This window comes from Brachybacterium fresconis (assembly GCF_017876515.1).
Lineage (GTDB): Bacteria > Actinomycetota > Actinomycetes > Actinomycetales > Dermabacteraceae > Brachybacterium > Brachybacterium fresconis.
Genome location: NZ_JAGIOC010000001.1, coordinates 3,882,461 through 3,897,285 on the forward strand (window position 1 = coordinate 3,882,461; position 14,825 = coordinate 3,897,285).

General features: G+C 70.0%; 15 protein-coding genes. 9 read left to right on the plus strand and 6 right to left on the minus strand.

Annotation, left to right across the window (positions count from 1 at the left end):
* The first annotated feature begins 133 nt into the window (after positions 1 to 133).
* The 8 genes from groL (at position 134) to JOF44_RS17235 (ending at position 9,323) form a co-directional block, all read left to right on the plus strand.
* Positions 134 to 1,780 (plus strand): chaperonin GroEL, encoded by a 1,647-nt coding sequence (gene groL, locus JOF44_RS17200; protein WP_209894356.1) that lies wholly within the window; start codon positions 134 to 136, stop codon positions 1,778 to 1,780.
* A gap of 239 nt (positions 1,781 to 2,019) precedes the next feature.
* On the plus strand, positions 2,020 to 3,174 hold the full coding sequence (locus tag JOF44_RS17205; protein WP_209894359.1) for a hypothetical protein: 1,155 nt from the start codon (positions 2,020 to 2,022) through the stop codon (positions 3,172 to 3,174).
* Between the two features lie 23 nt (positions 3,175 to 3,197).
* Complete coding sequence (locus JOF44_RS17210; RefSeq protein WP_209894362.1) at positions 3,198 to 3,617, plus strand: hypothetical protein; 420 nt, start codon at positions 3,198 to 3,200, stop codon at positions 3,615 to 3,617.
* Positions 3,614 to 4,111: a hypothetical protein gene (locus JOF44_RS17215; RefSeq protein WP_209894365.1), complete on the plus strand. Its 498-nt coding sequence runs from the start codon at positions 3,614 to 3,616 to the stop codon at positions 4,109 to 4,111. Before JOF44_RS17210 ends, JOF44_RS17215 begins: the two co-directional genes overlap by 4 nt.
* A 956-nt stretch (positions 4,112 to 5,067) precedes the next feature.
* Positions 5,068 to 6,141 carry a TRAP transporter substrate-binding protein gene (locus JOF44_RS17220; protein ID WP_209894367.1) on the plus strand — a complete coding sequence of 358 codons (1,074 nt, stop codon included), beginning with the start codon at positions 5,068 to 5,070 and terminating at the stop codon, positions 6,139 to 6,141.
* Complete coding sequence (locus tag JOF44_RS17225; RefSeq protein ID WP_209894370.1) at positions 6,138 to 6,806, plus strand: TRAP transporter small permease; 669 nt, start codon at positions 6,138 to 6,140, stop codon at positions 6,804 to 6,806. Before JOF44_RS17220 ends, JOF44_RS17225 begins: the two co-directional genes overlap by 4 nt.
* A gap of 3 nt (positions 6,807 to 6,809) precedes the next feature.
* Positions 6,810 to 8,129: a TRAP transporter large permease gene (locus JOF44_RS17230; RefSeq protein ID WP_209894373.1), complete on the plus strand. Its 1,320-nt coding sequence runs from the start codon at positions 6,810 to 6,812 to the stop codon at positions 8,127 to 8,129.
* A 378-nt stretch (positions 8,130 to 8,507) separates the two neighbouring features.
* Positions 8,508 to 9,323, plus strand: a complete 816-nt coding sequence (locus JOF44_RS17235) for an endonuclease/exonuclease/phosphatase family protein (RefSeq protein ID WP_209894376.1) — start codon at positions 8,508 to 8,510, stop codon at positions 9,321 to 9,323.
* 64 nt (positions 9,324 to 9,387) lie between these two features.
* On the opposite strand, the gene JOF44_RS17240 is transcribed toward JOF44_RS17235, so the two are convergent.
* Entirely contained in the window at positions 9,388 to 10,398 is a 1,011-nt protein-coding gene (locus tag JOF44_RS17240; protein WP_209894379.1) for an LLM class flavin-dependent oxidoreductase, read from the minus strand.
* Between the two features lie 106 nt (positions 10,399 to 10,504).
* Between JOF44_RS17240 and JOF44_RS17245 the strand changes: the two genes are divergently transcribed.
* Positions 10,505 to 11,473 carry an MsnO8 family LLM class oxidoreductase gene (locus JOF44_RS17245; RefSeq protein ID WP_209894383.1) on the plus strand — a complete coding sequence of 323 codons (969 nt, stop codon included), beginning with the start codon at positions 10,505 to 10,507 and terminating at the stop codon, positions 11,471 to 11,473.
* A gap of 3 nt (positions 11,474 to 11,476) precedes the next feature.
* Here the strand turns inward: JOF44_RS17245 and JOF44_RS17250 are convergent, their stop codons facing one another.
* The 5 genes from JOF44_RS17250 to JOF44_RS17270 form a co-directional block, all read right to left on the minus strand.
* The gene (locus tag JOF44_RS17250; RefSeq protein ID WP_209894386.1) at positions 11,477 to 12,301 is read right to left on the minus strand and encodes a zinc metalloprotease; all 825 of its coding nucleotides are present in this window, start codon (positions 12,299 to 12,301) and stop codon (positions 11,477 to 11,479) included.
* On the minus strand, positions 12,220 to 12,762 hold the full coding sequence (locus JOF44_RS17255; RefSeq protein ID WP_342591822.1) for an FAD-binding oxidoreductase: 543 nt from the start codon (positions 12,760 to 12,762) through the stop codon (positions 12,220 to 12,222). The genes JOF44_RS17250 and JOF44_RS17255 overlap by 82 nt, the downstream gene beginning before the upstream one ends.
* Positions 12,763 to 12,804: 42 nt before the next feature.
* Complete coding sequence (locus JOF44_RS17260; protein WP_209894388.1) at positions 12,805 to 13,371, minus strand: hypothetical protein; 567 nt, start codon at positions 13,369 to 13,371, stop codon at positions 12,805 to 12,807.
* 75 nt (positions 13,372 to 13,446) lie between these two features.
* Positions 13,447 to 14,430 (minus strand): cation diffusion facilitator family transporter, encoded by a 984-nt coding sequence (locus JOF44_RS17265; RefSeq protein WP_209894391.1) that lies wholly within the window; start codon positions 14,428 to 14,430, stop codon positions 13,447 to 13,449.
* A complete protein-coding gene (locus tag JOF44_RS17270) occupies positions 14,427 to 14,804 on the minus strand; it encodes an ArsR/SmtB family transcription factor (RefSeq protein WP_342591891.1) in 378 nt (125 codons plus the stop codon). The genes JOF44_RS17265 and JOF44_RS17270 overlap by 4 nt, the downstream gene beginning before the upstream one ends.
* Positions 14,805 to 14,825 lie beyond the last annotated feature (21 nt).

Genomic DNA, 14,825 nt, shown 5'->3' on the forward strand with positions numbered 1-14,825 from the left:
AGCTGCCGGCCGGCCACGAACATTCCGACCCCGTGAGGGATCCGGCGCCGTGGGACATGAACACGGCGTGGGGTTCCGTCCGTCGCGGGCACAGGGTCGGGTGGACACCACACCACACGGGAGAGATTCCATCATGGCCAAGCTCATCTCTTACGACGAGGAGGCCCGGCGCGGCCTCGAGCGGGGTATGAACCAGCTCGCCGACGCCGTCAAGGTCACCCTCGGCCCCAAGGGCCGCAACGTCGTGCTCGAGAAGTCCTGGGGCGCCCCCACCATCACGAACGACGGCGTGTCGATCGCCAAGGAGATCGAACTCGACGATCCCTACGAGAAGATCGGCGCCGAGCTCGTCAAGGAGGTCGCCAAGAAGACGGACGACATCGCGGGCGACGGCACCACCACCGCCACCGTGCTGGCCCAGGCCCTGGTCAAGGAAGGCCTGCGCAACGTCGTCGCCGGTGCCAACCCGATCGCGCTCAAGCGCGGCATCGACCAGGCCGTGGCTGCGGTCTCCGAGACCCTGCGGAAGCAGGCCAAGGAGATCGAGACCAAGGAGCAGATCGCTCACACCGCGGGCATCTCCGCGGCCGACCCGGCGATCGGCGAGCTCATCGCCGAGGCGCTGGACAAGGTCGGCAAGGAGGGCGTGGTCACGGTCGAGGAGTCCAACACCATGGGCCTCGAGCTGGAGCTCACGGAGGGGATGCGGTTCGACAAGGGCTACATCTCGCCGTACTTCGTCACCGACGCCGAGCGCCAGGAGACCGTGCTCGAGGATCCCTACATCCTCCTGCTGTCCTCCAAGGTCTCCTCGGTCAAGGACCTGCTGCCGCTGCTGGAGAAGGTCATCCAGGCCGGCAAGCCCCTGGCGATCCTCGCCGAGGACGTCGAGGGCGAGGCCCTCGCGGTGCTCGTCGTCAACAAGCTCAAGGGCTCCTTCAAGTCCGTGGCCGTCAAGGCCCCCGGCTTCGGCGACCGCCGCAAGGCGATGCTGGAGGACATGGCGATCCTCACGGGTGGCCAGGTCATCTCCGAGGAGGTCGGCCTCAAGCTGGAGACCGCTGGTCTCGAGCAGCTCGGCCAGGCCCGCAAGATCGTCGTGACCAAGGACGAGACCACCATCGTCGAGGGCACCGGCGACGCCGAGCGCATCGCCGGCCGCGTCTCGCAGATCCGCAACGAGATCGAGAACTCGGACTCGGACTACGACCGCGAGAAGCTCCAGGAGCGTCTGGCGAAGCTGGCCGGCGGCGTGGCCGTCATCCGGGCCGGTGCCGCCACCGAGGTCGAGCTCAAGGAGCGCAAGCACCGCATCGAAGATGCCGTGCGCAACGCCAAGGCCGCCGTGGACGAGGGCGTCGTCGCAGGTGGCGGCGTCTCGCTGCTGCAGGCGGGCAAGGACACCTTCGACTCGCTCCACCTCACGGACGACGAGGCCACGGGGGCGAACATCGTCAAGGTCGCCATCGAGGCCCCGCTCAAGCAGATCGCGGTCAACGCCGGTCTCGAGGGCGGCGTCGTGGCCGAGAAGGTCAAGTCCCTGCCTGTGGGCCAGGGCCTGAACGCGGCCACCGGTGCCTACGAGGATCTCCTCGCCGCCGGCATCATCGACCCGGTCAAGGTCACCCGCTCGGCGCTGCAGAACGCGGCGTCCATCGCGGGCCTGTTCCTGACCACCGAGGCCGTCGTGGCCGACAAGCCGGAGCCGGCCCCCGCCGGTGGCGGCGGCGACGACATGGGCGGCATGGGCGGTATGGGAGGCATGGGCGGCATGATGTGATCCAGCCCAGCCTCATGGCTGATCGACGTACTGCGAGCTTGCGAGCGGTAGGAGATCAGTACATCGAGATCTGGTGATCACGTTCGGTTCGCCTGAGCGTCACGGGCCCCGACTCTCCTGACGGAGGGTCGGGGCCCGTCGCGCTGCTGAGGGCTGGGGAGTTCTCCCCATCGTCGGGACTGCCGCGGGACCCTAAGCTCAGGGAGCGACGGAAGACGCCTGACCGACGAAGGAGAACCATGTTCTGCGGAGCAGATACCGAGCAGATGCGTCGGCTCTCGCAGCGGATGGAGCAGACGTCCGAGCATGCCGCCGATCTCCTTGTCGCCCTCTCCGTGACAGTCCGGTCCGTGCCGTGGGAGGGCGTGGACGCCCAGCGCTTCCAGCAGGAGTTCCTCGACCCCGTCACCGACGGATGGGGGCAGATGGTTCAGCGCCTGCGAGATTCCGCGGCAGAGCTCGGGGAGCACGCCGACCAGCAGGACCGGACATCCGAGGGAGCATCGGATCCCGGCGTCACGACGACGCCGGCCGGCAGTGTGGTTCCGACCTCGTGGGGAGACGATCGAGGGTCCGGCGGTGCCGATGTTCCCGTGACGGCCGAGGCCGGCCGCGACGGGGCGGAGGAAGACGGTCCCCCGAACCCGGACGGCACCATCACCGGACCCGACCCGTATCCCGGCAACGGCCTGGGACCAGGGGTCCCGGGGACCAGCGCCGACTCACCGGAACCCCCTGCCTGGGAACCGGCGGACTCGGGGTCCGGCGCCTGGGACTCGCGGGAGCCGACCCAGGAGGACCGCGACAACCGGGACCTCGCCGAGGACTTGGTGCTGGGTGGGCGCTTCACGGGCAAGGGTGCCGCCTCCGACAACCTGGAGCACTACTTGGACAACACCGGCGAGGACATGGCGATCGATGTCGACGACATGATCGAGGAGGTTCCGGAGTTCTCCACCGCGGTGTCCGAACAGCGCAGTTCGATCGGGCAGGAAGCGATCTCCCAAGCACAGCAGAGCGGGGCGACCGGTCCGGTCACCTTCCCGGTGAATACCGACTGGGAGGGCGGCCAGGCGTCGAAGTCCGAGAGCGAGAAGTACTTCTATGCGACCGGTTCGTTCGACTACAACCAGACGGGGACGGTCACGGCGTATCCTCCGGACGACCCCGGTGGTGACTGGACCTACGAGGTCGACACGGCAGTCAACCTTCGGGACCGGTACAACTGGGACACCGGCAAGGGGGTCAACATCGATGTCCCGGACTGGGTGCCGGGATACCCGGACGAGATCAACGTGTCGGATACTCAGATGCAAGGTCTCCACCAGTCCGGTCTGGCGCGGGAGTACAACATCGTCGGGGCGTCCGAGCGGTCGACGCACACAGGCCCATGAGTGCGATCCGGAAGGAGGATCCCATGTCGTCGGAGTTGAGCGTCCCCTCGATCGGGGACGGTGGGGGCACGCGTGACGCCGACGCTCTGCTGCGCTCGGTGGGGCTTGCCGTCGTCAAGGCACCGGTCGAGCACGCCGTGCGCCGGCGTCAGGACGGGCGGGAGGTGATCATCCTGAGATTCCGCCTGGAAGAAGCATCGCTCCGCGGGTGGCTCGAGCAGTCCTTCGGCGTCGGTGGAGGTCCCGGCAGAGCATGGGTGACGTACGAGAACGTGGGTGACGCGCTCGGAATCGGGACCGTTCCGAATACCTGGAGACTGAGCCGCTCGAAGCCTGCCGGGCTGGAGCGGGAGCGGTATCTCCTGATCGATGATGCCGAACCGGCGACGGTGATCGTCGGGATCTGTCCGACCCTCGACGCCGTTGCGGAGGACCGCTGGTGAGAGCGCGCAGACCGATGGAGCGCCGCACCCTTCTGCTCGCCGCAGGGTCCGCCGCGGTGTTCGCCCTGGTCGGATGCGACGGCGGCACCGATATCGAGGTCTCGAGGGAGACGGAGGCGGCCGATCCCCCTGACACCGCAGACGAGGTCCTGGCGAGGGCGCAGCTGGCGCCGCTGCCGGACGACGCCGAATCCCAGCTGAGCTCGAGCGGGACGATCTCCGAGTTCGAGCTCTGGGCCGTCGAGCTGAGCCTGACGGCGCCGGCGGCGGAGATCGAGACCTGGGTGCTCGAGAGCTACGGCGACCCGGATGGGGTGGGACGGGCATGGGTCACCCCGCAGAAGGTCAAGGATGCGCTCGACATCGACGACGTCCCGGATACCTGGCGGATCGAGGAGGCGTCCGTGCAGGGAACTCCGTACGACCGGATCGTGCTGATCGACGACGCTGAACCGCGGACGGTCAGGATCCGGCTCAGCGAGGCAGGGAACTGACACGACCGTCGTCCTGCCGTCCTGCCGTCCTGTGTCCCCGTCGGAACTTCTGGAACCAGTCCATGAACTCCCCGCGGGATGCAGGCCGAGAGCCGTACCTGGCAGACCCTGCCCTTCCTGTGCTCCGCGCTCCCCGGAGGGCGCGCAGAACTGTCGCTCGTGATCGGCATGGGCTGACGGAGCAGGTCCGCGATGTCCCGCCGCTGCACGATCCCCACTCGTTCTCGGTCGCCTGGCTCCGTGCGGCAGAGGGGGAGGGCGTCCTCGAGCACAGCGTCGATCGGCACCAGGTGCTGGTCGCGCACCGGCACCTGGGAGGTGACTTTCGAGACGGAGGAGGGCACGGAGACCGTCGAGCTCAACCGGCTGGATGCGGTCTCGGTGCCTGCCGGGGGCGAAGCGCTCGCTGAAGGCCTCGGCTGCGGGCGAGGACGGCACGGCCGAGATCCTGGTCGTCGTCGAGGGTGACAAGCGGCTGCGGCCACGTACCGGATCCCGATCGTCGTCGCCGATCGCTGCGGCCCGGAGCGCGGGGTCGACTGGGTCGGGGGCAGCCTTGTCGCCGACGCCGAGGGGTACCTTCTCAGCGGACCGGCAACTCCGTCAGGCACGGCTCGACCGACGACTCTCGTCGCCGACGTCGATCTCCTCGAAGGTCGAAGAAAGTCCCTCACCGCGATGGCGCACGTCTGGCACGACCGGCGTCCCGATCTGTACTCGGAGAATCAGTAGCCGGAGGTCACGGGGATTTCGGGCGATCTGGGCTGATCGCATCGAGGAGGCTGCGGAAGGCGCCGTCGGCGACCGGGTCACCTCGTCCGGTGCGGCGGGTCACGGGCAACACTCGGCAAGAGGACGCGTCGAGGGCCGAGCCGCATCACACTGTTCCTTTAAACTTTGAGAATATGCCGACCGCAGACTGCGGTCGGCCGTTCTGTGTTACGAGGAGGTAACCCGTGGGTACACGCCCATCTCGCCGCTCACCCGGCGGGCACCGAGCGAGTCGCCGTGATCTGCTGCTCGGCCTGCCGGCCCTGGGGCTCGGCGCCTTCGCGCTGGGCGGCTGCGCGCAGGCCGGGGCGACGACGGACGTGGAGAACGTCCTGTCGATCTCGCTGAACCAGACCGAGTCCCATCCCAGCTTCTCGGCGCTGTCCTTCTTCGGGGAGCAGCTGGCCGAGGCGACCGAGGGGCGGTGGGGTGCCCGCGTGTACGCCAACGAATCCCTCGGCGCCCAGCAGGAGGTCGTCCAGCTGGTCTCGGACGGCGCCGTGGACATGGCCGTCATCTCCAGCACCCAGGTCGAGAACCTCTCGATGGACTTCCGCCCGCTGAACCTGCCCGGTGCCTTCGAGAGCATCGACCACCAGCTGGCCGTGCTGAGCGATGAGTCGATCGTCGGCGAGCTGTTCGCCTCCCTCGAACCGACCCATCGCCTGCGGGTCCTGGGCGGATTCACCCAGGGCTCGCGGCACGTCTACACCGACCGCGGCCCGATCGAGGGTCCGGAGGATCTCGCAGGGCTGAAGATCCGGGTCCAGGAGTCGGACGTGTTCATGGCGCTCATGCGTGCGCTGGGCGGCTCGCCCACGCCGATGGCCTACGGCGAGGTCTACACCGCGCTGCAGGCGGGCGTGCTCAACGGCGCCGAGAACAACGAGGTCAGCTACGTGACCCAGCGCCACTACGAGATCGCCCCGTACTTCACCCTCACCAACCACCTGGTGGGGCTCGACTACGTGATGGCCAACGTCGACCGCATCGAAGAGATGGACGAGGCCGATCAGCAGGCCTACGCCGACACCTTCGCCGCCGCCCAGGAGGAGTTCGTGCGGCTCTGGATCGCGGAGACCGACGCCAGCACCCAGCAGATGCTGGACGCCGGGGTCGAGATCAACGAGCCGGATCCGGAGGCCTTCGGACCGGCGATCGAGGAGGTCGGCCGCACGTTCCTGGAGTCCGCCGAGGACGAGGGGATGTACCGGGCGGTCCAGGCCGTCGCCGAGAGCATGGGGGAGGAGAACGCATGAGCGCCCTGCGATCGCGCAGCGTCGAGGTGCTGAAGTGGTTCAGCATCGGACTGTTCGTGGTGCTGGTGTGCGTGGTCGTCTGGCAGGTGTTCGCCCGCCAGGTGCTGTCCGCGCCGAGCGCCTGGTCCACCACCGTCTCCCAGTACCTGCTGATCTGGCTGGTGCTGTTCTCCGTCGCGATGGTGTTCGGGGAGCGCGGCCACGTCGCCGTCGACTTCTTCGCCCGGATGCTTCCTCGCGCCGGCCAGCGCATCACCAACGTGCTCGTCGCGCTGTCCATCCTCGCCTTCTCCGCGCTCGGCCTCGTGTGGGGTGGGCTGCGCGGCATGTCCATCTCCTGGCACCAGACCATCCCCGGCCTGCCGGTGACCGTCGGGCAGATGTACCTTGCCCTGCCGATCGCCGGGGTCATCATCGCCGTCTTCGCCCTCGATGATCTGGTGCGCGCGGCGCGCGGCGAGGACATGCTCGCCGGCGACGACGCGCAGCAGGCCGCCACGATCTCTGCGGCCGGGACCGGGGAGGCCGACGGCACGGCGACCGGCGGATCCACCGCCGGTGGCACGTCGGCCGACGACCCCTCGCCCGACGAGCCCCGGAGCGACAACGCCTCCACCGACGACTCCTCCACCGACGACTCCTCGACCGACGGAAAGGGGGCCTGACCCATGGATCCCGCTATGATCGCCGGCGTCATCCTGATCGCCGGAGTCGTCGTGCTCATCGGCATCGGCGCCCCCATCGGCATCGCCATCGGCCTGCCGTCCATCCTCGCGCTGGTCGCCGTGATCAGCCCCGACCAGGCCGTGTTCGTCGCCTCGCAGCGCATGTTCACGGGCGCGAGCTCCTTCACCCTGCTCGCGATCCCCTTCTTCGTGCTCGCCGGGTCGTTGATGAACACCGGAGGCATCGCCGGGAAGCTGATCGACGCCGCCAAGGTGCTCGTCGGCCGCATGCCCGGCTCGCTCGCCCAGACCAACGTGGTCGCCAACGCCCTGTTCGGCTCGGTCTCCGGTGCGGCTGTCGCGTCGGCCGCGGCCATGGGCTCCACGCTCGGACCGCGTGAGCGCAAGGAGGGCTACGACCCGTCCGTCTCCGCGGCCGTGAATGCCGCCTCGGCGCCCTCGGGCATGATGATCCCGCCGTCGAACACGCTGATCGTCTACTCCCTGGTCTCCTCCACCTCCGTGGCCACGCTGTTCGTCGCCGGGTACGGCCCCGGCCTGGTGTGGATGCTGGCCTGTATCGCTGTGGTCGCCCTGATCAGCCGCCGTCGGCCCGAGATGCGTGCGCGCGGCGAGCGGGTGCCGCTGGGCCTGGCGCTGAAGACGCTGGCGAAGGCGGTCCCGTCGATCTTCATGATCGTCATCGTCATCGGCGGGCTGCTGGCCGGCTTCTTCACCGCCACCGAGTCCGCGGTGATCGCCGTGGTGTACTCCCTGGTGCTGGGGCTGATCTATCGGCAGCTGACGCTCAAGAACCTGCCGGACGTGGTCGCCGGGGCCGCTCGCACCACCGCCGTGGTGATGCTTCTGGTCGCCGTGTCCTCGGCGCTCAGCTGGGTGCTCAGCTACGCCACCATCCCGCAGACGATCGCGGACGCCCTGCTGGGCTTGGCGGACTCCAAGACGGTCATCCTGCTGCTGATGATGGTGATCCTGCTGATCGTCGGCGCGTTCATGGACCCGACCCCGGCGATCCTGATCTTCACGCCGATCTTCCTCCCGATCGCGCTGGAGCTCGGGGTGGATCCGATCCACTTCGGGCTGATGATCACCTTCAACCTGTCGCTGGGGACGATCACCCCGCCGGTGGGCAACATCCTCTTCGTCGCTGCGAAGGTGGGCGATGTCAGGGTCGAACCGGTCATCAAGGCGATGATCCCGTTCTTCCTCGCCCTCGTCGTCGGTCTGCTCCTGGTGGTGTTCATCCCGCAGATCACGATGTTCCTGCCCGATGCGCTGGGGATGGTGACCGAAGCTCCCTGACCCGGAGCAGATTCGTGCGGGATGCGGCCCCGGACCTCGACCTCAGCGGTCGGGTCCGGGGCCGCGTCACTGCGGGGCTCGTGCGTCGGCGGGCGGGCCGTGTGCAAAGGGCGTGGTGCGACAGCTCTGCGAACTTTCGCTCCCCGGCGTGACCTCAACGCCTTTACGACGTTGAGGTCACGACCAGGGCCGAAAGTTTGCAGCACGGGGATCGCCGGCCTTGGCCGTGCGACCGGGATGGCCGTGCGCCCGGGATGACGCACGACCGGGATGGCCGTGCGCCCGGGATGACGCACGACCGGGATGACCGTGCGGCCGGGATGACCGCACGACCAGGATGACCGTGCGGCAGGACCGGTCGTGCGACAGGATGGGGGCATGACCCCCATCGAGGACCGCCCGCCTGCCCCTCTGCGACTGCTCACCCAGAACATCCGTCAGCACCGGGCGGAGACCCGGCCCGGCCAGAGCGACCACTGGGGAGAGCGGGCCCCGGTCCTGGTGGACCTGCTGCGCGCGGCCGACGCGGACGTGGTCGGCACCCAGGAGGTGCTGCCCTCCCAGATCGCGACGCTCGACGAGGCCCTCGGGGCGAGCCATCTGCGGCTCGGCTTCGGACGGGACGGCGGAGGGCGCGGAGAGCACAATCTGCTGCTGCTGCGCCGGGAGCGCTTCGAGGTGCTGGACTGGGACCAGTTCTGGCTCTCCGAGCAGCCCGCGCTGATGGGCTCGATGGGCTGGGACGCGCACTGCCCCCGCATCGCGGTGTGGGCCCGGGTGCGGGACCGCCTGGCCGGTGGGGAGCTGGTCCTGGCCGTCACCCACCTCGATCACGCCGGGCACCTGGCGCGGGAGAAGGGCGCGGGGGTCATCGCCCAGCGGGTGAAGGAGGCCGCCGACGGCGCACCCGCGGTGCTGATGGGCGATTTCAACGCCGCCGGCGGGGAGAGCACGCCGTGGCGCGCGCTGCGGGATGCCGGATTCGAGGACGCGCACGAGGTCGCCGCCGTCCATGAGGGCGAGGACATCGGCACCTTCCCGGACTACGGGCCGCCGACGGCGGGCGAGGAGCGGATCGACTGGATCCTCACCCGGGATCTGGCCGTGGACTCCTACGCCGCCACGGTCCCGGAGCTGGACGGCAGGGTCGCCAGCGACCACGCGACCCTCACCGCGACGGTCACGGCGCGCTGACACGGCGCGCTGAGCGGCCTCACAGGTCGCGGGCGGCGATGATCAGCGGCGGCGCAGGGACCCGTCAGCCGCCCAGGCCCCAGGCCTCGGCCAGCAGCTCCATCCCCTTCAGCCGGTCGGCGGGGTCGTAGTAGTAGGCCGTCAGGATCAGCTCGTCGGCGTCGGTGGCCGCGACGATCTCCTCGAGCTGGCGCACCACGGTGGTGGGGGAGCCGACCGCCTTGATCGACAGGGTCTGATCGACCTGCTGGAGCAGGTGATCGGGGGCGACGTCCTCGATCGGTCTTGGCGGCTGGATCTTCTGGCGCTGGCCGGTGACCACGCCCAGGAACATCTGCTGGAGCGTGGAGAAGTGGTGCTGGGCCTCCTCGTCCGTCTCGGCGACCACGAGATTCACCCCGACCATGGTGCGGGGTCGGTCGATCTGGGCCGTGGACGCTCCGGCGTCGAAATGTTCGCGATAGGCCTGCAGGGCGTGCAGGTACTGGAACGGGGCGAAGTGCGAGGCGACGGAGAAGGGCATTCCCAGCTGCGCGGCCAGGCGGGCGCCGTTGGCCGTCGAACCCAGGATCCACATCGGCACCTCGGTGCCGCGGGCGACGTCGGCGGAGATCGGCAGGCTGCCGGTGGACTCCTCGCGCGACCAGTCCCGCATCTGCTCGACCGCCGCGACGAAGGCCTGCGGATCCGCGGAGGTGCGGGCCAGCAGCTGCGCGGTCAGCTGGTCGGTGCCCGGCGCCCGGCCCAGGCCCAGATCGATGCGGTCCCCGTGGAACTGCACCAGCGTGCCGAACTGCTCGATCACGGTCAGCGGGGAGTGGTTCGGCAGCATGATGCCGCCGGAGCCGACGCGGATCCGCTCGGTCATCGACGCCGCGCGGTCGATCAGCAGCGAGGTGGCGCTGGAGGCGAGCGAGTTGGTGTTGTGGTGCTCGGCGAACCAGTAGCGCTCGTAGCCGAGACGGTCGGCGGCCTGCGCGCCGTCCATGGAGGCGGTGATGGCCTCCCGGGTGCTCATCCCTTCGGAGATCGAGACGAGATCGAGGATCGACAGGGGGACATGCGGTGCGCTCATGCTCGTCAGGCTATCGGTGCGCGGCCCGTCCGGGGCCGGGCGGCGATGAGAGGTTCTCGACCTCTCAGCAGGGAAGATTCCGCGGGGCCCTCGCGTTGATCACGGCATGAGGCTCTCCCTGCTCGACCGCTCCCGCACGCGCCGGGGACACCCCGAGGCCGCAGCGCTGACGCATTCGCTCGAGCGAGCGATCGCCGTCGAGCAGCAGGGTTATGAGCGGTTCTGGGTGGCCGAGCACCACGCGGTGCCGGGCATCGCCAGCGGCTCCCCGGCGGTGCTGCTGGCGGCCGTCGGCGCCCGCACGGCACGGATCCGACTGGGCTCGGGCGGGGTGATGCTGCCGAACCACCGACCGCTCGTGGTCGCCGAGCAGTTCCGGATGCTCGAGGCGCTGTATCCCGGGCGCATCGACCTGGGCCTGGGCCGCTCGCTGGGCTTCACCGCCCCCGTGCGGGAGGCCCTCGGGAGACGCGAGGCGGATCCGGCCTCCTTCGCCGCAGAGATCGAGACGTTGCGGGCGCATCTGGAGAACACGGCGGAGATCACCGCGCGTCCCGGGGACGCGGGCCGGGTGCCGCTGTTCGTGCTCGCCACCGGCAGCGGGCTGGACACCGCCGCGGCACGGGGGCTGCCGGTCGTGATCGGCGGGCCGATCCTCGACGCCGATGGGCTGCCCGACCGACTGGCGCAGTACCGGAGCAGCTTCCGTCCCCACCTCGGCAGCGCCCCGACCGTGATCGCGTCCGTGGAGGCGCTGATCGCGGACACCGACGCCGAGGCGCGGGAGCTCGCGCTGCCGGAGATCTGGGCGATGGCCCGCTCCCGCAGCACCGGGGTGTTCGGCGTGCTCGAGCCGCCCGCCGAGATCCGCGCGGCGAGGTGGGAGACCTCGGAGCGCCGCCGCGTCGAGAAGGGACTGGCGACCACCGTCGCCGGCACCGCGGACGCCGTGCGGCGCCGCCTCGAGCAGATCGCCGAACGCACCGGCGCCGAGGAGATCCTCTCGACCGGCTCGACCTACGACCGGGCGGCGCTGGCGGATTCCGACGCCGCTCTGGCGGCGCTGCTGCGCTGAGCCTCAGCCGATATCGACCCCGAAGCTCAGCAGGATATTCCCGGCGACCAGCAGTGCGAGCAGCACCAGGCCGACCACCGGCACGCTGCGCAGGTGCAGCGGCTCGACGGGCACATCTTGCACCCGTCGGGCGAAGATGTGCGCCATCGGGGCGAAGACGAAGGTTCCCGTCCCCGCGGCGAGCACCGCGATCCGAGCACCGGCGGGCATGTCCGCCGGGCTGATCGTGACGTACAGCAGGCTCAGCAGCACCGCGGCGATCATCCCGTACAGCCAGGGGAAGAGCGTCATGGCGTTGCGCCGGTGCGGATCGGTCCCGGCATGGCGGGCCATGTGCGGTGCGAACGCCCGCGCATTGGCGAACATCCCGGCCACCCCCAGCAGGAGCACCACGAACTGGACGAGCACGGGAAGGCCCAGCAGTCGCGCCGCGACCCCGGTGTCCCCGGCCCCGAAGGGGGTCAGGCACAAGTAGGTCACGGCCTCCTGGACCGAGGTGAAGGCGAACCACAGCCACACCAGGTGCGCGAAGCCGCCGCGGTGCCGCAAGGGGGTCCAGATCTGCAGCAGCACGCCGGTGACCAGGCTGAAGACCGGCCCCGCCAGCAGCATCACCACCTGGTCCGGGGCCGAGGGATCCCCGTGGTGGGTGACGCCGAAGGAGTACAGCGTCCCGGGATGGCCCAGTGCCAGGCCGGTCACCAGGTGCGCCAGCTCGTGCACGACGATCATCAGCGCGCTCGCGATCAGCGCGGCGACGAGGCTGTGGAGGAGAAGGGTGCGGGAGGAAGGCAGGGCCGTGGGGACGGCGGTGTCCTGGTTCGCCATGTCCTGATCGTGCCACCGATCGACGTCTCTCGGGGCGGTATGCCTGGTTTGCCGAGGAGGGGTGGCCGGGGAGCCGACGAGGGAGTGGCCGGCCCGTGCGACGGGAACCGGGCGGCGGCGGAGCCGGGGTGCGGACGCAGCCGGCCGCCGGCCCGGCGACCTGGGAGGATGCTCTGGGCAAGGCGGAGCTCGCCGCTGATCGTGCCGCCGAGGTCCAGCGCCGTGCGGACCAGATCGTCGGCCGCGGCGAGGATCGCAGGGGGCAGCTGTCCGGAAGGGTCTTCCGGGACGCCGGGCAGCGAGAAGGAAGGGTGGAGGTTGCCGTCCCCCGCATGGGCGACGGCGGAGGTGCGCACGCCGTGGCGTCGGCCGATCGACTCCAGCTCGGTCAGCAGCTCGGCCAGGCGGGACTTCGGCGCGCGATCCCGGAGCGCGTCGTCGGACGGGACGGTGCGGTGCACGGAACCTCCCGGCGAGTGCGGCTCACGGCCGGCCGGCAGAGGTCAGCAGCCGGTGGATCCGTACCCGCCGGCGGCCGATTGCTGGGCACCGTACTGCGCGTGCGCGGCCCCGTGCTGTGCATAGTCCGCGCGCACGCGGTCGTTGTGGTGTGATGCGGCCACACAGCCCCAGATCATGCTCGTGATCCAGATCGGGATTCCCACCAGGGGAGCCAGGATCACCAAGAACGCTCCGAACCCGAAGGTCACGAGCGTGATCAGCCCGACCACCACCCCGGCCAGCAGTGAGATCACGAGCGTGATCCCCAGCAGGATCAGGGCCCCGGCGACGGTCGAGTAGAACATCCCGAACGGGCCGAAGAAGAAGGTGAGCACGAAGGCCACGCCGACGCTCTTCTCGGGCAGCGGGGGCACCGGCATCGGACCGCTGTAGCGCGGTGGGCCCGATGGTGCGACGTAGGGCTGCAGGGGAGCGTACGGGGGCTGCTGCGCCCCGGCGGCCCCGGCCAGCGGATCGTAGCTGCGCGCGCCGGGGTCGACCTCCCCGGTGGGGACCAGCTCCCCGGGGATCACGGCCCCGCGCGCCCGGTCGTGTGCGTCCTGCGGCATCTGCTGCATGGCTCCCCCTGGTCGGCCGTGGTTGGCCCTCATCGTAAGCCCCAGGACCCGCACGTCCCGGCGTGCTCAGCCCCCGGGCGGTCGGGTCGGGTCGTGGTCGTCCCCGTGGATCGGCACGTGCGCCTCGGGGATGTCGTCGTAGCTGGCAGGATCGGAGATCGGTTCCAGGTGGGTGAGCACCCGGAGCGAGGGCAGCGCCCCCCGCAGCTCGTGCTCGAGGCCCTCGATGTAGTCGTGGCCGTGCTTGACGGTCCACTCGTCGGGCACCAGCACGTGCACGCTCAGGAAGCGCTCCTGGCCGGCCTCGCGGGTCTGCAGGCCGTGGAAGGTGACGGTCTCGTCCGTGCGGCGACGCAGGATCTCGGTGATGATCTCGTGGTCCTCGTCCGGCAGCGCCTTGTCCAGCAGGCCGGAGACCGACTCCGTCAGCAGGGAGATGCCGGTGACGATGATGTTCACCCCGACCGCGAAGGCGACCAGCGCATCGAGCCGCTCCCAGCCCGTCAGCGCCACCAGCCCCACGCCGATCAGCACGCCGGCGCTGGTGACCACGTCGGTCATCAGGTGCTTGCCGTCGGCTCGCAGGGTGATCGAGTTGTGCGTCTTCCCCGCGCGCATCAGCACCAGGGAGACGACCCCGTTGAGCACCGAGGCGATCACCACGATGAGCAGGCCGATTCCGAGGTTCTCCAGCGGCCGCGGATTCACGAAGCGCTCCACGGCGGTGACCAGGATGACCGCGGCGGCCACGAAGATCATCAGGCCCTCGACGGCGGCCGAGAAGTACTCGGCCTTCGCCCGGCCGTAGAGGAAGCGTTCGGTGGCAGGCCGGGCGGCGACGGTCAGGGCGATCAGGGCGACGACGGCGGCCACCAGGTTCACCGTCGACTCGGCCGCGTCGGAGAGCAGGCCGACCGAGTCCGTCATCGCCCAGGCCCCGGTCTTCAGCACGATCGTGGCGATCGCGGTGACGATCGACAACCAGGCGTACTTGCGCAGGTCGACCGTCGACGTTCGAGCGGCGGGGGGATCGGTGGGCGCGGCGGTCATGCGCGGTGGTCCTTCGCGGGGGGATCGGGGGCGAGGGTGCCGTCGGGGGCGATGTGCTCGAAGATCTGCTCGACCAGGGAAAGCACGTGCGGGTCGTCGACCGTGTAGTAGCTGTGTCGACCCTCCCGACGGGCGGAGACCACCCCGGCCAGACGCAGCTTGGACAGGTGCTGGCTGGTGGTGGGCAGGCTGAGGCCGACGTGCGCGGCGAGCTGGCCGACGTCGTAGCGGCCCGCGCTCATGCGCCACATCAGGTGCAGCCGAGCGGGACTGGCCAGCATGGCGAAGGTGTCGGCCGCCGCGGCGAGCTGCAGCTCCGTCGGTTCCTCGACCGGGCCGACGGGGCCCTCGGCCGGGGCGTCGGACGTCTGGATCGGGCTGCCGGCGGGCCCGAC